This window comes from Natrinema soli, assembly GCF_028618695.1.
The window spans coordinates 1-17959 of record NZ_JAQIVI010000549.1 but is presented as its reverse complement, the minus strand read 5'-3'; the positions used below and the strand labels follow the sequence as shown (position 1 = coordinate 17959).

The window sequence follows — 17959 nt, the reverse complement described above, 5'->3', positions numbered from 1 at the left end:
TCACGGTGGACGCGTTGGCCGATCGCCACGGCGCGAGTCCGGACGCGCTCGCGGACAAGGCGTTTCCCGAACACGAACGAGTCGGTCGAACGCTGGTTCGCCCCATCGTTCTCGAGCGGGTGGCGGACGAAATCGAGCCGGGAATGGCACTCGAGGATGCCGACGCGGTCCTCGAGGAGTTCGATCTCACCGACTCGAGCGCGATCCTCTCGCGACTCGGCTATCGCGTCGAGTGGGAGGGGTTGGCCGGGGGAACGATCGTCGAACGGTAACGGCCGAGACCGGGCGTCGAACGACCGTGGCGCGAACGGTCGCGGACGATATCGGGGACGGTGTGGTCCGGCAACGGCGGCCGATTTTCAGAAACAGTGACACGGATCCAACGTGCTTTGTGATCAGCCTTAAGCCCCCATCACCCATCTCGATAGATACGCAGTGTCCCACCAATCATCTCCCGATCCGGTTTCCATTCTCCTCGTCGAAGACAATCCCGGCGACGTTCGCCTGATCGAGGAGGCGTTCAAAACGGCGGGATTCGAGACGGTCTTTCACACGTTCGCGGACGGTGGATCCGCCCTCGATTTCCTGCAAGAGCAGGTGCTGTCCGCGGGCGGTGCCGACGTGGATCTCATGTTGCTCGATTTGAACCTTCCCAGAACGAGCGGATTCGAGGTGCTCGAGACGCTCAAGAACGAGTCGGATCTCACGTCGCTCCCGGTCATCGTCCTCACGAGCTCGGAGGCGACCGAAGACATCGTCAGGAGTTACGAACTGTGCGCAAACGCCTATCTCACCAAGCCGAGCGATCCGGCCGAGTTCGTGGAGCTCGGCCGTGCCGTCGAAGCGTTCTGGATCGACGAAGCGACGCTGCCACCCGTTCCCTCGTAACTCGAGACGACAGTACAGACTCGAGACGGACGTGGACGACGCGTTCGATTCCGATCAGTCCCGATCCGTCTCGCTCCAGTCGCAGTCCTGGCACTTCCGACCGGTGACCAGTTCGGTCACCGACGGCATGTAGGTCACCGCCAGGACGGAGCCGCCACACGACGGACACTCCTCGTCGGCTTCCTCGATCGAGTCGACCTCCATGACGGAGTCGCCCTCGACGATCTCGGCGAGTTTTTTGGCCGTCACCATTCGTCCCTGAACGACGCGATTCTCGCTCACACTCGAATTTTCGGACGGGACGCCCTAAGCGTTTCCTGACGCGGTCGCCGGCCGACCGTCCGCTCGAGGCCGGCGCGGTCTCGTCGCCGTGGACGGTCGACTAGTCGGTAGTCGCAGGAACCAACGATGGCGGTGCGGCCGCTCGGCCGGCATGTGTCTGCGGGCACAACCGTATAGATGCTCTTGCCCGAACGATCACGTATGGAGACGCGATGGGCGACCGTCGACGGCGTCACCCTCGAGTTACCGGCCGACTGTACCGTCTGCGAACTCCGGGACGCCCTGTACAAACCGAACGACGCAGTACTCGTCGCAGTGACGGGGGATCTCGTCTCGATCGTCCACGACGAAGATCGACCCCTCTCGGAGCTGGTCGCCGGCTGTGCGGAGACGTACTACTTCCGGCGGCCAGAGGAGCCCGACCGAAACGAGCTGCTGGCCGCGCCGGAACTCGAACGGGCGCTGGAGAAATCGCACGACGGACGAACGGAGGCGGAAACAACGTTCCAGCGGCCCGAGATCGATCACTGAGACGGTCGGCGGTATCCGCCTCTCGTCAGTCGTCGACTATCGCGACCGGATCGTCCACCCGGAGGGTCTCGCCGCGATCGTGTTCGGGGACGCGCGCGATGAGCATCAGCGAATAGTAGTGGTCGAACGCGTCCGCGTCCGCCCAGTCGGGGAAGGTTTCCTCGCGGCGCTGAACGAACTGCTCTCGAAACCCCGGAGTCGGGTCGCCGGTGTCGGGATCGCGCTGGGGAACGACGCATCTGCCACAGGGTGTCACCCCCTCGAACCGGACCTCGCCGACTTCGAACGCCGGCGCGTCCGCGCCGACGAACCGGTCCTCCCAGAACGGGTCCACGCCGCCGACCTCGATGTTCGCCCGGAGCCGTCGCCGCGCGCCCTCGACTGTTATCTCGTCGAACCAGTCGGCGACGGTGCGAAGCGTCGCCGTGCTGATCACCGACGGCCCCATCCCGCGTCGATCCACGAACCCCAGCGATCGATCCCGCTCGAGCGACAGCTCCACATCGAAGAACTCGCTCAACCAGGCCGATGCGGTCTCGCGATCGGACTCGAGGTCGAATCGCTGCCGTTCCCCGTCGAGCGTCTCGATTGCGAGCTCACGCGTTTCGGGATCGAAATCCGTATCGAGGTCGTGCACTCGATCGGCCCGCTTCCCGTTGAGTACGTCGCCGTCAGCGTCGAACAGCGCGAACTCCCGGTCGTGGGCAACGGTCCCGCCCTCGAGGATCTCAGCCGCCTCGAGATCGATGCCGTCGAGACCCTTCACCGGATACACCCGCAGCCCCTCGAGTCGTGCCATTGGGAAACCGTACCGGCCGATGGTCCATTATACTAGCGACCGAAACGTGGTGCGCGCTGATCGCACAGCCGTCATCCGATCGGGTGCCCACAGACTGTCAGTGGCGACGGTATAGTAGCCACTGACAGTCACTGCACATTTGATCGCACGACGGCGTTGCGAACAGTGTGGAAATCGTTTCAGTAGCTACTATAATGCGACCACGTGACCAATGACGGTACGCTGCCGGGTCAGGAGTCGTTCTGAGTGATCGAATCGCGAGAACGAACTCGTCGATGAATGACGGCGTTTTCCGAATCAATCGATCGTCACGACGGGGTTCCCGGTCTCGTCGAACTCCACTCGCACCTGATGACCGGCGTACGGAAATCCGACGTGTCCCGACCGCCGTTCGCCGGACTCCGTGGCTGCGAACACTGCGCCGAGTGCATCGGGATCGACCGCGTCAAAGAGCGGCGGTAATTCCATGGGATCGGTCCCCTCCAGTGCTGCTACCCCGGTAACGATCCGCTCGTGTACCTCGTCAGTGTCGAACGCGAGGGTTTGTTCCATTGCAATCTACCGCCACACCACTCCATTAATAACTTTCGAAGCGTTGATTCATCACAGTTATTTCCAATCGCAACTTCTGATCACTGGTCGCTCGAGTTCGGAGCGAAGCGCGGTTCGGAGCGAACACAGTGAGCGAGAACCGCGGACTGTGCGATCGGTGTGTCAATCGTTGCAGCTGGTACTAGAGTGCCGCCGCTCTGTCAGCCGCCGTGACGACACCCCGTCAGCCGACGGGAGAGTTCCCGCTTTCGATCGGCCACTGACCGAGCGCGTTCGCAGAGTCACTCGTCGTCGTCCGTCTCGTTCGCGTCGTCTTCGGACTGATCGTCGTCAGCGCTGTCGTCCTCCTCGTCCGTATCGGACGTTTCGTCGGCGGTCTCCGGGAAGTAACCGGCCGTTCCGACGTCGACTCTCGAGAGACTCGGTTCGGCGGCTTCCTCGTCCTCGAGGAAGGTCCCGTAGGCGAAGTTCGCGATGTACAGCGACGTCGCGGTTTCCTCGGTCGTGCCGAAGTGGACGTCCGCGGGGAAATCGAGGGGGTCGCCGCTGGCGAGCGTCTCGATCTCCTGATCGTCCGTCACGCGGACGACCTCGTTCGCCGCGTTCACTGCGACGTACAGGGACCCGTCCTCGTCGATCGTCATTCCATCCGCGCCGACCAGGCCCTCGTCCTGGACGACCTGTTCTACCTGTCCGGCGCTCCCGTCGTCCGCGACCGGGACTCGCATGACCGATCCCGCGTTGAGATTGCCGACGTAGACGTCACCGTCCGGATGGGCGGCCAGCCCGTCAGCGCCGACCGGCGTCTGGGCGTCCATATCCGGCTCGAGCGACGAATCCGAAACCCACGGCTCGGCCTCGCCGTCGGTCGTCACGCGCCAGATCGCGCCGCCGAGGTGATCGGAGACGAGCAGCGCGTCCGACATCGTGGGATCGGGGATGATCCCGTTCGGCATCGATTCGTCGGGCGACAGCGACGCGATCCGCTCGGGCTCGCCGTCTTCCGGATCGACGCTCCAGATGCCGTGCGTCTCCTGCTGGCCCGACCCGTTCGCGGCGTAGAGCGCACCGTCGAGGACGGTAATGCCGAGTAGTAGTCCCTGATCGCCGGTATCGAGCGTTGCGACCGACGACTGATTCCCCTCGGAATCGACGGCGCGGATCTCGCCCGACGGGCCCATACTCAAGTAGACGGTTCCCCGCTCGTCGATCGCGAGATTCTCCGGGAGTGCGGGCGGCTCGAACTCGGCGACCGTTTCGAGGTCACCCGTCGTGTCGTCCTCTCGTCCGAACGCGCCCGTGGGGAGACTCGCGAGCGCGCTCGCCACGGCAATGCTCCCCAAGATAAATCGTCGGGAAACACTCGCTCGGGAGGCGGTATCGGTCGTCGGCTCGGTCGTGTTATCAATAGTCATGACTGCGACGACGAGACCGACCAGCCGAAATCGTGTAAATCGCGCACACCGTTCCCCGGCAAATCGGCCGGTTATCGCGAGTTTCACGGGCGAAAATTCGTATTGGCTCGCGCTCACGACCAATTACATCGGTCGAGCCGAGATCGCCCCGTCGATGGCCGTCGCTGAGCGCACGAGAGCGGCAGCTGTGCGCGCCGATACCGACCGCTACGGATTCGGACCGTCATCCGCGGTTACCACGTCGGACCGCCGCGGGCCGCATCTCGAGTCGACGGATTTCGCCACCGCTTACCGAACGGACAGGTCACCGCCGCCCGCCGGTTCCGTAAACTCGAGTTCGATCTCGAGTTCCCGCTCTCGTTGTTGGGAGAACTCGATCTCGACCTCGACGGGATCGCTGTAGTCGAAGGGGATCTCCCACTCCGACGCGGAGATCGTAAACGACGATCCGGCCTCGAGCTGATCGGCGAGGTCGTGGAGGAACGCGGCTGTCTCCTCGCTCGAGAGGTACACTTCCTGTTCGAAGAAGCCACTCGTGATCGTCCGTCGGTCGCCGGTTCTGTCGTCGGGGAAGTCAACGCGATCGCTCATAGGTGGTCGTCCCACGAGGACGCCGATAAAGCTGCGTCACGCATTTCGATAGGTCTGATCGACAGCATATCGCCATCGCCGCGACCGCGAGCGCGGTGAGAATCGGCGAAACCCTTCTGGATTCGGGTGTCCAAAGACGCGTGTGACACTGCTCGACGCCCTGGGAAACGGAACGCGGTTGGCGATTCTCAGGGAACTCTCGCGGGAACCGATGTACGTCTCGGAACTCGCAACGGAGATCGGAATGGACGGGAAAACCGCCGTACACCACCTCTCGACGCTCGAGGAAGCCGGGCTGGTCGAACACTACAGGCGCGGGAATCGGAAGTACTACGAACTCGCTCGGCGCATCGAGTTGCGCATCGCCCCGCCGCCGGAGCGAGCGTTCGTCCTGCAGGCCGATCCGATCGACGACGAGAGCGAGTCGGAATCGTCGTGAGGGCCTCCTCGTGTCCGTGCTCGAGTCGGACAGTGGGAATGGTGCCCAACAGACCCGTGTAGAGAGTTCCAACGGATTCCGTGTAGAGATTTCCAACGGATTTCGTGTAGGGAGTTCCCATGAACTGTCCTCCCCGGCCTAGTAGCTATATGGCACTGGTTCGCATGCAGTAACCCACATGCTCGAGGTCATCGTCGAGAGCACCATCGCATCGCGGCAACCGTGGGTCGTGAATTCAGTGCTCTCGATCGGTACGAGACGCCGTCCCTCTCGTCGATCGATTCGCCGGATCATCGCCGCTCTCCTGGTGATCGCGACGCTCGTTGCAGTTCCGGTCGCACCGGTAGTCGCTCAGGGCGACGACGGAAGTGCGGGTGAAGACGGCGACGCGGCGGAGAACGAAGGTGGTCTCGAGGGGGCGATCGAGGGGTTCGTCGACGGCCAGGGACTGCTCGGTGCGGTGCTCGTCCTCGTCGTCGGTGGCATCCTATTGACGGTCTGCGTTGAAAAGTTGATCAGTTATCTCACTCGAGCGGCGCTGAAGCTGAAGATATCGCTGTTCGCGCTCGCGATACTCTTCACCGGGTTCGAGTTCGACGACACGATCCTCGCGCTCGTTCTGTCCGCCGGCAACCTCGAGGGTGCCGCCCTCGGGACGGCGCTCGGAACGGGACTGGCGATCATCGGCGTGACGCTCGCGCTCGCCGCGATCATCAGACCGTTCCCGGTCGATCTCCCGTCCGATTACGTCGTCCTCTTCGCGCTGGCACCGCTGTTGTTGATTCCGTTCGTCCTCGTCGGAACGCTGACGTTCGTCCACGGACTCCTGCTCCTCGGCGCGTTCGTCCTCACGTTCGGGTATATCATCGCTCGAGAGTACCAGCGCGACACGCCGGTCTTCCGGAACACCGAACTCGGCGAGGAGATACAGGCCGACGGCGGCGTCGCGTTGCCGCCGGAGTTCTCGGAAATCTCCGAGGACCGACTCGTCGGCGGTCGCCCCGCGTCCGGGTGGATCTGGCTCTCCCTCTCCGTCCTCGCACTGATCGGAATCGTGTTCGCGTCGATGTTGCTCGAGGCCGGGTCGGAGGTCGTTATCGACGGGTTCGGCCTCGAGGAGACCGTCTTCGGGGCGACCGTCCTCACGGTGATCCTCACCTTCGAAGACATCATGCTCACGATCGAGCCGGTCCGACGAGGCGTCCCCGAGATCGGCGTCGGAAACGTCATCGGGAGCGTCCTCTTCTCGGTGACGGGAAACGTCGGCGTCATCATGCTCCTCAGCGACCTCGAGATCTCCCGGTCCGTGCTCACCTTCCATCTCCCGACGGTGATCGTCGTGACCGCCCTCGCCGCGTACTTCCTCTCCGAGGGCAAACTGAAGCGATGGCACGGGCTCCTCCTCGGCGGGATCTACGTCGCCTACTGGCTGATCGCGATCGTCGTCTTCGGCGGCGTTCCGATCGGTGGCTGAGCCTCGGTGAGTTCGGGGAACTGGTCTCGCCGGCAGCGCTGCAACGGCCGTGACGATCGGATCGTGGACACCAGCGATTGCGATCGTCCCCGTGGAGACCGTCCCAACCGCTCCGTCGCGTTTCGTCGTGACCGCAATCAGAAACTAAGTACGAGCGTTGCATAGGCTCACGGACATGGTCGTTCCGAGTTCGACGGCGGCCCTCATCGGCCTGTTTCTCGTCGGCGTCGTGCTGGTGATCTGGTGCGTCGAGATCTTCATCGAGGCCGTCGCCCAGAGCGCTGTTTCGCTCGGCGTTTCCGGCTTCTTTCTCGCGGTCGTACTGGCCGGTGTCGACCTCGAGAACGCCGTCCTCGGCGTAACCGCGGCGTTCGTCGACCTTCCGTCGCTCGCGCTCGGGACGGTCTTCGGGGAGTCGCTGTTCGTCCTCGCCGTCGCCGTCGGGCTCGCGGGGATCCTCGTCCCGTTTCGAATGGACGTTCCCCGAGCCTATCTGATGCTACTCGTTCTCGTTCCCGTTCCCGCGTTTGCGCTGTCGCTCGAGGGAACGATCGGTCCACTCGAGGGAGCGGTCCTCCTCGGCCTGTTCGTCCCGCTGCTGACCTATATCTTCTGGCACGAACGCCGCGCCGAAACGACGTATCTGCTCTCGGCTGAACTACAGGAGGTGATCGACTTCGATGCCGGACCGGACGCGAATACGGGTCGGAGTCGGGCCACATCGAACGGCAACGACTCGAGAGCGGACGGAGACCGATCGAACGGCCCGGATTTCGACCTGGATATCGACGAGTTCGTGCCATCGTTCGAGCATCGAAGCGGACTCTTCAATCTCGGCATCGCCGTCCTCGCCGTGATCGGAATGACGATCGGGTCAGGTATCACGGTGGTCAGCGCCGAGGGTATCTTCGTCGCGTTCGGTATCTCGGGGCTCGCGTTCGGTGCCACGGTATTGAGTTTCATCGCCTCGATCGAGGAACTGGCGCTCACCGTCGAACCGGTTCGACGGAATCGGCCGGAACTCGCCATCGGGAACGTCGTCGGGAGCACGGTTTTCTACATGACGGCCAACGTCGGGATCATCGCATTGCTCCATCCGATCAGTACGGGCGGGGACGTCCTGACGGTTCACTGGCCGTTTTTCGCCGGCTGCGTGCTCGTCGTGACCGTCATGCTCACGCGGGGACGCGTCACCCGGGTTGGCGGTGTCGTCCTGTTCGGGCTCTACATCGCCTACTGGATCGCGAACTATCTGTAGCCGGCGAGAGTCGACTCGCCGGAGGGATCGAAACGAGGTCGGTCACGAAATAGATCCGCGTTCACGGATCGGATTCGAAAACGGATGGACGGCAGCTTCGTGATGGTTACCCATTCGTCGAGAACTGGTCATTGTGCTCGTATCGATAGCGAACAACGGTGGATTTACTCGCTGCCACACCGACGAGGCCATCCTCACCAGACCCTCTGGTCACTCATAACTTCTGTGAGAGGTGTTCGTCTGGACTGTGAACACGAGCGCAGTCGCAGTATCGGATATCCCGACTGAACCGCCGAGCGGACGGGACGATCGAGCCACAGTCACACCGGAAACAGACACGAGATCTGAGAGAAAACGGTATTACTACGCGAAGTATTATATTAAGATGTCCAGACAACGTCCGGCGGGTCAATGAGTATATTTCTGCCCCAGCGGGCCTGACTGCTGCCACCTGGTCCAGCAAGTATTGCGTTTCCGGTGCAACAATATGTTCGATTTATAGATATCTCTGCCGAGAATAGGGTAGGTGCAAGAAACATGGTATCCGGAGAAGACGCGAGACGCGAGCGAGATCTCGATGGATCGTCACGACGGCTGTTCCTGAAAACCGCTGCGGCTACCGGAGTAGTCGCAGGGCTGGGCGGAATATCGGCTGCTCAGGAGGCCCAAGAGTTCGAACTCGGCGGGGAGACGAGCGGCTGGGTCGGCCAGTCACCGTCCGAGATTGAGGGTGAAACGAATCCGACACTGGAACTGGAGGAGGGACAGTCGTACGTGGTCACCTGGGAGAACATCGACGGACTTCCACACGATTTCGTGCTCCTCGACTCGGAGGGACAGGAACTCGAAGGGACCGAAATCACCGACGGGGAGGGTGAGACGCTGACCCTCGAGTTCGAGGCGACCGCCGAGATGGCGGAGTACTATTGTTCGGTCCACCCGAATTCGATGCGGGGCGACATCCAGTTGGCCGGGGCCGAAGGAGGAGACCAGCAAACCGAGGAGACCGAACGAGACGTCGTGACCGAGGGGCCAACGATCGGTCTCGAGCAGATCGCCAGCGGGCTCACCTCCCCAGTCGGCTTCGAGGTCGCGCCGGATCAGGAGGACCGGTACTACGTCGTCGACCAGCCCGGACAGATACGCGTCCTCGAGGCGGGAGCCGAAACCGGTACGGAAACTGGCGCCGAAAGCGGCAACGAGACGAAGACTGAGAACGAGACCGAGACGTGTATCGAGGACGGAAACGAGACGAAGACCGATACCGAGGCTGGAAACGAGACGAAGACCGATACCGAGGCTGGAAACGAGACGAAGACCGATACCGAGGCTGGAAACGAGACGAAGACCGATACTGAGGCTGGAAACGAGACGACGACTGGGACGGGGGGCGACGCGGACACCGCGGGTGGGACCGCCGAACTGCAGGAGGAGCCGTTCCTCGACCTCACTGATCGGATGGTCGATGTCGGCGAGGCGACCGACGCCGGCTTCGACGAGCGCGGACTGCTCGGGCTGGCGTTCCACCCCGACTTCCAGGAGAACGGTCGCTTCTTCGTCAGGTATAGCGCGCCTCCGACTGACGACACCCCCGAGGACTACGACCACACGGCCGTTCTCTCGGAGTTCACGACCGACGGCGACGACCACGCGATGGGTGACCCCGACTCCGAGGAAGTGCTTCTCGAGGTGCCGGAGCCGCAGTTCAACCACAACGCCGGTGCAGTGCTCTTCGGACCGGACGGGTACCTCTACGTGCCACTCGGTGACGGCGGTGACGCCGACGACACCGGACTCGGTCACGTCGAGGACTGGTACGGCGAGAACGACGGTGGCAACGCACAGAACACGACGGAGAATTTCCTCGGCAGCATCCTCCGACTCGACGTTGACGCCGAGGGGGAAAACGGCGAACCGTACGGAATTCCCGATGACAACCCCTTCGTCGACAGCGACGAGGGACTCGGCGAGTACTACGCGTGGGGGCTGCGCAACCCCTGGCGAGCGTCGTTCGATAGCGAGGGACGGTTCTTCGTCGCCGACGTCGGACAGAACCTGTTCGAGGAGGTAAACATCGTCGAGAACGGCGGTAACTACGGCTGGAACGTCAAGGAGGGAATCGAGTGTTTCAGCACCGATAATCCCAACGAACCGGGGGAGGACTGTCCGAACTCGACGCCGGACGACGTCCGCGGCGGCGAGGAGCTACTCGATCCGGTCATCCACTACCCACACCAAGTTGGCGACGAGACGATCGGGATCTCGATCACCGGCGGATACGTCTACGAGGGTGACACCGTTTCCGAACTGCAGGACATGTACGTCTACGGCGACTGGAGCAATGCGTTCGAAACGCCCGGCGGACGGCTGTTCGCCTCGCCGGTCGAGGAGTACGAACCGACCGCCGACCGATCGGCGGAGGACCTCTGGGAAATCCAGGAGCTCTCCGTCGGCGGCTCCGAAAACGGAGAGATCAACCGCTTTGTCCTCGCGTTCGGGCGAGACCACGACGGCGAACTCTACGTGCTGACGACCGCCCGCTACACCGAGGGCGAGACCGGCGAAGTGTACCGCATCGTTCCCGAAGGAGACGGCGAGGAGATCGAGGAACACGAGGACGCGGTCGGGACCGAAGACGAAACGGGGGCGGACGGAGAAGCGGAAGACGGGGAGGCTGAGGACGAGGAAGCGGAAACGGGAGACGAAGCGACGGAAGAAGGAGGCGAGGAAGCGGCGGAAACGGAGGAGGAAGAGGCGAACGCAACGGGCAACGAGACGGAGTCGGAAACCGAAAACGCGACCGCGGACGACGAGTAACGCGAGTCGCGCCGACGATCGATCCGCCGCCCGTTTTTTCGACCGAGATCCCGCTCGAGCGCGAGCCGCCGGTGCGTGCGCTCTTTCGGCCTCAAGACCGTGAAATAGGTTCCCTCACACGAGTCCGTCGATCGTTCGAGACACTGAGGGGGCGGCCGCGTTCAGCTTCGCGTGGGGTCTCGGTCGGGTGCGGCCGGCCCCGGCAATAAATATCGATTATATGTCGGATTGGCGTACAAGTCGACCTTATTTGGGAAACGATCGCGGTCCTTTATTGACCGAGTTGGAGACCACGATATGTGGCGTGCATACAGTATAGGGAATGATTGGTTTTTCGGTACGTGCGCCTAGTCTGATACAATGACACGAGACGAGGAGAAAGCGATTTCGAGGCGGACCGTTCTCCGATCATCCGCGGCCCTCACCGTCGCGGGCCTCGCACCGACGGTGCTCGCACAGGAGCCGCTACCCACCGAGTTCGAACTCGGCGGTAGGACGAGTAGCTGGGTCGGTGAGTCGCCAGATCCGATCGCCGGCGAGCGGAACCCGACCCTGCCACTGGAAGCGGGACAGGAGTACACGCTTACCTGGGAAAACCTGGACGGTGCGTCGCACAACTTCATCATCGTCGACGAGAACGACGAGCGGTTCGTCGAAACCGAACTCGTCAGTAATTCCGGCGAGACACAGACCGTCGAGTTCACCGCCGAGGAAGGGATGGTCGAATATTTCTGTGGGCCCCATCGTTCCTCGATGAGCGGCGCGGTCGAAATCGTCTCGGGTGACGGCGGAGACGGTGAGACGACAGCCGAGGACGAGCAGGTAATCGGCGAGGGACCGACCGTCGGCCTCGAGCCCGTCGCCGACGGGTTCGCCAACCCGGTGACGCTGGTGACGGCCGACGAGGACGCGGATCGCCGGTTCATTGTCGACCAGACCGGACAGATCTACGTTCACGGCGAGGACGGTCTCGAATCGGAGCCGTTCCTCGACGTTTCGGATCAGCTGGTGGAGCTGCGCGAGGAGTTCGATGAGCGCGGCCTGCTCGGGCTGGCCTTCCACCCCGAGTTCGAGGAGAACGGCCGCTTCTTCGTCCGCTACAGCGCACCGTCTCGTGAGGGAACGCCTGAGGAATACGATCACACGTTCGTCCTCGCGGAGTTCCGGACGGCCGACGATGACGGCGCGAGCGCCGATCCCGACTCCGAGCGGACGATCCTCGAGATTCCCCAGCCGCAGTTCAACCACAACGCGGGACCGATCACCTTCGGACCGGACGGGTATCTCTACGTCGCCACCGGCGACGGGGGCGGAGCGAACGACGCGGACGAGGGCCACGTCGAGGACTGGTACGACGAGAACGACGGCGGCAACGGGCAGGACACCGAGGAGAACCTGTTAGGTGGAATCCTCCGGATCGACGTGGATGGCGGGACGTCGGAGACGTCCCGAGACGGAGGCGGCGACGCCGCCGACGAGGGCGACGAACGTGCCTACGGGATCCCGGACGACAATCCGCTGGTCGAGGCGGAGGGACACCTCGACGAGTACTACGCGTGGGGGCTGCGCAACCCCTGGGGTATGAGCGTCACCGGGGAGGGCGCGCTCCTCGCGGCCGACGTCGGCCAGGAGCTGTTCGAGGAGGTCAACCACGTCGAACGCGGCGGGAACTACGGCTGGAACGTCAGGGAGGGAACCCACTGTTTCAGCACGGAGTCACCGACGGAACCCCCGGAAGAGTGTCCTCAGGAGACGCCCGAGTCGGTCCGTGGCGGCGAACCGCTGCTGGATCCGGTAATCGAGTATCCCCACGAGGTCGACGGGGAGCCCGTCGGCGTCTCCGTGATCGGCGGCTACCTCTACGAGAGCGACGAGGTCGACCCCCTCACGGGAACGTACCTCTTCGGCGACTGGAGCAGGGACGGGGAGGGCCCCGGTAGGCTGTTCATTGCCCGGCCACCGACGGAGTGGCTGGACGAGAACGCCGCGGTCGAAACGGCGGACGACGAAGGCGACGACGATTTCTTCATCGATCCGCCGGGCGATGGCGGAGACGAGGGAGACGGCGAGGACGACCAGTCCGAGAGCGAAGACGGGCCGTGGTCCATCGAGGAACTCGAGGTCGAGACCGCGGGCGGAGACGAGACTGCCGAGGAGGGTGATGAAACGGACGAGGGCGACGATGTCGCGTCTGATGGGAGCCTGAATCGACTCGTGTACGGGTTCGGTCGCGACGACGAGGGCGAACTCTACGTCATGACGTCGGCGACGCCCGGAATCGGAGAGGACGACGGTGCGGTCTATCGCATCGTCCCGCAGGAGCGATACGAACACTGATCGCTCTCGGAATCGGTCGCGTGCGAAAAAATTCGGCCGGTCGGCCGCTCAGATCTCGAGCGAGAAGACGGCCAGCGTCGTCCCGAGTTCGACGTCGGTGTGGTGGCCGCCGCCGGCCGGCATCGCGATGTACTGTTTCTCCTCGTGCGGGTCGACCCAGGACATCGGCGCGCCGTCGACGCCGTGGTCCGCCACTTCGAACTCGGCGAGGCGGTCGCCCGACTCGATATCGTACGCGACCATCACGCCGTTGGGCGTGCCCGCGAAGGCAAGTCCCGTCGGCGTCGTGAACGAGCCGCCGCGCGGATGGAAGTTGGTCCAGTCGTACCACTCCTGCCACTTCACGTCGCCGGTGTACGGGTCGATGCCGGCGATGACGCCGGTCGCACCGTTCCATTCCTCGGGATAGTCAGGCCGGGCCTGGCCGACCGGGGGACCGTCGTCTTCCTCCCCGTCTTCGGTCGCCTCGCCGTCTTCGCCCTCGTCGACGTCCTCGTCTTCCTGATCTTCCTCCTCTTCGACCTCGGCCTCGAGGTGGGGGTCTTCCTCCTCGGCGACTTCCTCGGCGGAGAGGGTCGGCTCGTCCGGCTCTTCGACTTCCTCGGGTGGTTCCGCGCTGGCGATGTCCATCCCCATGTACCGCTCGCCGGCCTCGTACTCCTCTTCGTACCAGGACAGCGCCATCGGTTCGTTGGCCCCCTTCACGACCATCGTCCGGGTGTTGGGATCGAACGAACTGGGCTGGGGATTGGTGCCGCCGGTGAGGTGCGGCATCATCCACGGGGCGTTCTCGATGTCCTCGTACGGCGGGAGCGAGAAGGTGTTGACGTGCTGGACGTACTCGTCGCTACGCTGATGGAGCTGCCCGGTCTCCATGTTGACCGTGTAGACCCAGCCGGTCTTGCCCGGCCAGGTAGCGAACTTCGTCGGCTCCCCGTCGTGTTCTTCCTCGAAGACGAGTGGTGGGCTCGGGGAGTCGTAGTCCCACCAGTCGTGTGGCACGTCCTGGTGGTGCCACTGATACTCTCCCGACTCGATGTCGATGGCGACCTTCCCGCACGTGAAGGGGTTGAATCCCGGTCGAACCGTCCCGTACCACGGGCCGGGGTTGGCGGACGGAACGATCACCGTCCCTTCCTCCGGTTCGATGGCACCGGACGCCCACGCGGTGCCACCGCCGTGTTGCCACGAATCGCCGACCCACTGCTCCGTCGGCGTCATGTTGAACCGCCACTGCGGGTTCCCCTCGAGGTCGATCGCGTCGAAGAACCCGCTGACGCCGAACTCGCCGCCGAAACTCCCCTTCATCAGCTTGCCGTCGTAGATCAGCGGCGGGAACGAGGAGGTCGATCCCCGCTCGCGTTCCCACTGCAGTTCCTCGTGCATGAGGCCGTCGGCGACCTCACCGCGATAGGCCGCTGCCCCGTTGTAGTACCACTGTTCCTCGCCCGTGTAGCGATCGACGGCGAGGACGCCCAGATCGAGCGTGCTCTTGTAGACGGTACCGCCGAGGACGGCCGGACCGCGCTCGGCTGGCGGGGCGTCCTCCGAGTAGCCGACGGCCGGCTCGTAGTAGTGTTCCCACAGCTTCTCGCCGGTCCGTGCGTTTACCGCGTAGAGCTGGTCGGCACCGACCGTGATGTACATGATCGGCGGATCGCCGTCGACCACCAGCGGCGACCCCTGGAACTCGTGGCTCGGATTCGGTTCGAGCGCATGGGGCGGTGCCAGATCGATGCGCCACTCGAGTTCGACCTCGTCGACGTTGTCCGGCGTGATGTGCTCGGCCGTCGTGTGCCGCTGGTTCTCGTACGCGCCGCCGAAGAGCAGCCAGTTCGTCTCGTCCTTGGTGGTCTGGTGGAGATCCTCCTCGGTGATCTCGCGCTCGGGAATCACGTCGATGTCGCCCTGCGCGACGTGAGATTCGCCGGGTTTCTCGTTCCACGGTGCGTCGTCCGGGAGATCCATATGCTCCGAACCGGGGATTTCGTTGGCCATCAGGGACTCACCTCGCGGGGAGCCCGCATGGGATCGGTAATTTGGATCGCGTCATTGCGGAGGAACTCCTGGCCGATGATCGTGATCGCGGTCCCGCCGCTGATAAGCGCCGAGAGGGACTCGTCGGAGATCTCACCCCCGGCGAGGTCGCGGACGGCAGACCCCAGCAGGTAGTAGCCGCCAAGCATCGACTTGACGTCCCAGAGTCCGCGATCGAGCATCTCCTCGGTGATTAATACCTTATTCTGCCAGAGGTGATAATCGAGCCCATCGATCCACAGCAACGCCCCCTCCGCGCCCCGCTGGTGAAGCGGCGCGACGAACTCGTAGACGACCCCGTCCTCGACGACGTCGGCCGGCGGATAGTCCGGTGTATTCATCCACCACGAGAGCTGCTCGCGGGCGTTGACGATGTTCGTCACCAACGCCGTTTGTTCTCCTTCGGCGAACCCGATCTCCGAGAGGGCCGTCGGCAGTTCCTCGATGTGCAGTAGTTGCCGCGTCGTTTCCTCGATATGGTCGGGCGTAAACGCCGGCAGGTTCTCCTCCGCGCTCGCGAAGAAGCCGACCTCCGCGAGGTGGTCGTTGATCACCCACGCCGCCGTCGTCAGCTCCTGGTACGCCGACGCTCCCTGCTCGGGAATCCCCATCGAGTCCAGTTCGGGCAACAGTTCGAAGCGCTCCTCGAGCCCCGCCAGTTGCTCGTTCAACAGCGCCGCGTCGAGCGTTCCCGTCAGTCCACCGCGAACGGCCTCGCCCATCTCTGCGAGCCCCTCCGCGGCGCCGCTCGAGACCTCCGCACGGAGATCGCGCAGCGTCGCACCGGCGATACCGCCGCCGGCGATGACGCCGAAGGCTTTGAGAAAGTCACGACGATCCGCGTCGCTCACCTCCCCATAGCTGTACCTCTCTTCAGGATTGGTACCATATGTCATGGCTCTTCTCGAGAGATACTGTCCGACTCAATAGAAGTTTCCACAGTTTATGGTATGGAATATATTTCTTCAGGAGCGTCGATTCGCTGTATTTGTCTCGTTAGACACCGGTAGTTAGTATCACACAGCAACCGAACGTTAGTATACCACTCCGGCGGACAATCGGTTGTTTCCATTCTCGAGAACGGAGTAATGCGGCACTCCGCCCGGATAGCGCGCTCGAGCCGTGGCTACCGGAAGAGCGGAGACGGGGCGTCCGCAGTTGCTGTCGAGCTCTCGCAATAGCTCGATGACTGAACGCGGTTACTCCGTGTCGAGTTCGAACTGTTCGTTTTCGGAGACGGCGTTAAGCACGATGCTCGTATTCGACTGGTTAATGTCGGGATCGGTAATCAGAGACTTGATCTCGTCGTTCATGTCGTCCGTATCTTTGAACTTCCCGATGGCGATCACGTCGTAGTCGCCCGTGACCTCGTAGACGGAGATCATCTGGCGGTGGTCCTTCAGCGTCTGCGTGATTTCGGGGAGCGCGCTCCCTTCGGCTTTCAGCTGCATGACGGCAGTGACGTCGTACCCCACCGCGTCGTAGTCGACTTTCGGCGTGTAGCCCTCGATAACGCCTTCCTCCTCGAGGTCGGAGAGGTGGTTCGAGACCGTCGTGACGGAGACGTCGAGTTCTTCGGCGAGGCTGCGGAGGCTCGCTCGGCCGTCGCCGAGCAGTTTGTTTACCAGGTCTGAGTCCAAGTGTTCGTAGGTCATTAGCTGGTACGAAGTGCTCCTTCTACTAGGAGTTTACGAATATCCAGTTCTATCCGCGACCAGTGAGTCGATGTTGTGAGATAAACGGACGAGACTCCTATCGAAGTGGATTTCAGCAAATAGACGAATCGCTATCGCCTCTCCGGTGCCCTGTGCATCTATCGAACGAACGAACGTGGATAGCCGACGGACCGATCGAAACTGCCGGTATCACTCGTCCTTTCCCGATTCGGGTTCTCGTACGTAACGTTGACGACTCGAGAATTCGATCGTTGCAAAATCTGCCATCCGGGACTTGGGCGGGGAGAGACGCGCTCGTAACTCGAGAGAGGACTGCGCTCCGAGAGACGGGAGCCGAACACGTCTCAAACAGTAGTGCTCCGTCTGGGATTTGAACTACGCCGAGACGATCACCTCGCTACGCCCGGTGCTGCGACTCGTCTGATTCAAATCCCAGAGCGTGCGCTTCCTTCTTCGTCACTCCGTTCCTCAGAAGAGTGCTCCGTCTGGGATTTGAACCCAGGTCATCGGCTCGAAAGGCCGAAATGATTGGCCGGACTACACCAACGGAGCGATCACGCTGTTCTCGCACCGGGGCTCGCTTCACTACGTTCAGCGACCCAACGGAGCGATCCGTCACACGCGCTGTGTGCAACTGGTCGTTGCCGGGGGCTAGTAAAAAGGGTTCCGTTCCGGGCTGGGGGTGGCACGCTATCACGCACGAGACCAGTTCCGGTCAGGACCGTCGAAGCGACGACCCCTCGAGCGGCATCGAGAGCTCCCCCTCGAGCCCGAGCAGGTCGACGATGGTCGGCGTCACGTCGGTCGCGTCGATCGGCCCGTCGCCCTCGAGTTCGGGTGCGGCCGGACCGCCGAGGCCGAAA

At 63.1% G+C, this 17959-nt stretch carries 15 protein-coding genes, 1 tRNA gene and 1 pseudogene; 8 read left to right on the top strand and 9 right to left on the bottom strand.

Features of this window, described 5'->3' with window-relative positions; genetic code table 11:
• Together PGX04_RS26350 and PGX04_RS26345 are read left to right on the top strand one after the other, a co-directional pair.
• Positions 1–272: pseudogene (locus PGX04_RS26350) on the top strand (DUF790 family protein); the annotation flags it as partial.
• Positions 273–435: 163 nt separating this feature from the next.
• The gene (locus PGX04_RS26345) at positions 436–888 is read left to right on the top strand and encodes a response regulator (RefSeq protein ID WP_273741201.1); all 453 of its coding nucleotides are present in this window, start codon (positions 436–438) and stop codon (positions 886–888) included.
• A gap of 54 nt (positions 889–942) precedes the next feature.
• Here the strand turns inward: PGX04_RS26345 and PGX04_RS26340 are convergent, their stop codons facing one another.
• Positions 943–1170, bottom strand: coding sequence for a DUF5795 family protein (locus tag PGX04_RS26340; RefSeq protein ID WP_273741200.1), 228 nt, complete (start codon positions 1168–1170; stop codon positions 943–945).
• Between the two features lie 201 nt (positions 1171–1371).
• Between PGX04_RS26340 and PGX04_RS26335 the strand changes: the two genes are divergently transcribed.
• Complete coding sequence (locus tag PGX04_RS26335; protein WP_273741199.1) at positions 1372–1701, top strand: hypothetical protein; 330 nt, start codon at positions 1372–1374, stop codon at positions 1699–1701.
• Between the two features lie 25 nt (positions 1702–1726).
• On the opposite strand, the gene PGX04_RS26330 is transcribed toward PGX04_RS26335, so the two are convergent.
• The 4 genes from PGX04_RS26330 to PGX04_RS26315 all read right to left on the bottom strand — a co-directional run bounded on the left by PGX04_RS26330 (position 1727) and on the right by PGX04_RS26315 (position 5058).
• The gene (locus PGX04_RS26330) at positions 1727–2500 is read right to left on the bottom strand and encodes an MOSC domain-containing protein (protein ID WP_273741198.1); all 774 of its coding nucleotides are present in this window, start codon (positions 2498–2500) and stop codon (positions 1727–1729) included.
• A 297-nt stretch (positions 2501–2797) separates the two neighbouring features.
• Positions 2798–3052: a HalOD1 output domain-containing protein gene (locus tag PGX04_RS26325; RefSeq protein ID WP_273741197.1), complete on the bottom strand. Its 255-nt coding sequence runs from the start codon at positions 3050–3052 to the stop codon at positions 2798–2800.
• Between the two features lie 281 nt (positions 3053–3333).
• Positions 3334–4467, bottom strand: a complete 1134-nt coding sequence (locus PGX04_RS26320) for an SMP-30/gluconolactonase/LRE family protein (RefSeq protein WP_273741196.1) — start codon at positions 4465–4467, stop codon at positions 3334–3336.
• Between the two features lie 288 nt (positions 4468–4755).
• Positions 4756–5058, bottom strand: a complete 303-nt coding sequence (locus tag PGX04_RS26315; protein WP_273741195.1) for an amphi-Trp domain-containing protein — start codon at positions 5056–5058, stop codon at positions 4756–4758.
• Positions 5059–5200: 142 nt separating this feature from the next.
• Between PGX04_RS26315 and PGX04_RS26310 the strand changes: the two genes are divergently transcribed.
• From PGX04_RS26310 to PGX04_RS26290, 5 genes are all read left to right on the top strand, one after another.
• Positions 5201–5497, top strand: a complete 297-nt coding sequence (locus PGX04_RS26310) for an ArsR/SmtB family transcription factor (protein WP_273741194.1) — start codon at positions 5201–5203, stop codon at positions 5495–5497.
• 178 nt (positions 5498–5675) lie between these two features.
• A complete protein-coding gene (locus tag PGX04_RS26305) occupies positions 5676–6971 on the top strand; it encodes a sodium:calcium antiporter (protein ID WP_273741193.1) in 1296 nt (431 codons plus the stop codon).
• 175 nt (positions 6972–7146) lie between these two features.
• Entirely contained in the window at positions 7147–8229 is a 1083-nt protein-coding gene (locus tag PGX04_RS26300; protein WP_273741192.1) for a sodium:calcium antiporter, read from the top strand.
• 537 nt (positions 8230–8766) lie between these two features.
• A complete protein-coding gene (locus PGX04_RS26295; protein WP_273741191.1) occupies positions 8767–11046 on the top strand; it encodes a PQQ-dependent sugar dehydrogenase in 2280 nt (759 codons plus the stop codon).
• 360 nt (positions 11047–11406) lie between these two features.
• A complete protein-coding gene (locus PGX04_RS26290) occupies positions 11407–13383 on the top strand; it encodes a PQQ-dependent sugar dehydrogenase (protein ID WP_273741190.1) in 1977 nt (658 codons plus the stop codon).
• A 48-nt stretch (positions 13384–13431) separates the two neighbouring features.
• Here the strand turns inward: PGX04_RS26290 and PGX04_RS26285 are convergent, their stop codons facing one another.
• From PGX04_RS26285 to PGX04_RS26270, 4 genes are all read right to left on the bottom strand, one after another.
• A complete protein-coding gene (locus tag PGX04_RS26285) occupies positions 13432–15381 on the bottom strand; it encodes a pyrroloquinoline quinone-dependent dehydrogenase (protein ID WP_273741189.1) in 1950 nt (649 codons plus the stop codon).
• Entirely contained in the window at positions 15381–16316 is a 936-nt protein-coding gene (locus PGX04_RS26280) for a hypothetical protein (protein WP_273741188.1), read from the bottom strand. Before PGX04_RS26280 ends, PGX04_RS26285 begins: the two co-directional genes overlap by 1 nt.
• 303 nt (positions 16317–16619) lie before the next feature.
• Positions 16620–17075 (bottom strand): HTH-type transcriptional regulator Lrp, encoded by a 456-nt coding sequence (lrp, locus tag PGX04_RS26275; RefSeq protein ID WP_273741187.1) that lies wholly within the window; start codon positions 17073–17075, stop codon positions 16620–16622.
• A 498-nt stretch (positions 17076–17573) separates the two neighbouring features.
• Positions 17574–17648 (bottom strand) — tRNA-Glu (locus PGX04_RS26270).
• Positions 17649–17959 lie beyond the last annotated feature (311 nt).

Excerpts from the sequence above, each read along its gene's own strand:
- PGX04_RS26325 (WP_273741197.1), bottom strand. The coding sequence starts at position 3,052 with ATGGAACAAACCCTCGCGTTCGACACTGACGAGGTACACGAGCGGATC.
- PGX04_RS26320 (WP_273741196.1), bottom strand. The coding sequence starts at position 4,467 with ATGACTATTGATAACACGACCGAGCCGACGACCGATACCGCCTCCCGA.
- PGX04_RS26335 (WP_273741199.1), top strand. The coding sequence starts at position 1,372 with ATGGAGACGCGATGGGCGACCGTCGACGGCGTCACCCTCGAGTTACCG.
- lrp (WP_273741187.1), bottom strand. The coding sequence starts at position 17,075 with ATGACCTACGAACACTTGGACTCAGACCTGGTAAACAAACTGCTCGGC.
- PGX04_RS26290 (WP_273741190.1), top strand. The coding sequence starts at position 11,407 with ATGACACGAGACGAGGAGAAAGCGATTTCGAGGCGGACCGTTCTCCGA.
- PGX04_RS26285 (WP_273741189.1), bottom strand. The coding sequence starts at position 15,381 with ATGGCCAACGAAATCCCCGGTTCGGAGCATATGGATCTCCCGGACGAC.
- PGX04_RS26330 (WP_273741198.1), bottom strand. The coding sequence starts at position 2,500 with ATGGCACGACTCGAGGGGCTGCGGGTGTATCCGGTGAAGGGTCTCGAC.
- PGX04_RS26295 (WP_273741191.1), top strand. The coding sequence starts at position 8,767 with ATGGTATCCGGAGAAGACGCGAGACGCGAGCGAGATCTCGATGGATCG.
- PGX04_RS26300 (WP_273741192.1), top strand. The coding sequence starts at position 7,147 with ATGGTCGTTCCGAGTTCGACGGCGGCCCTCATCGGCCTGTTTCTCGTC.
- PGX04_RS26280 (WP_273741188.1), bottom strand. The coding sequence starts at position 16,316 with ATGACATATGGTACCAATCCTGAAGAGAGGTACAGCTATGGGGAGGTG.
- PGX04_RS26315 (WP_273741195.1), bottom strand. The coding sequence starts at position 5,058 with ATGAGCGATCGCGTTGACTTCCCCGACGACAGAACCGGCGACCGACGG.
- PGX04_RS26305 (WP_273741193.1), top strand. The coding sequence starts at position 5,676 with ATGCTCGAGGTCATCGTCGAGAGCACCATCGCATCGCGGCAACCGTGG.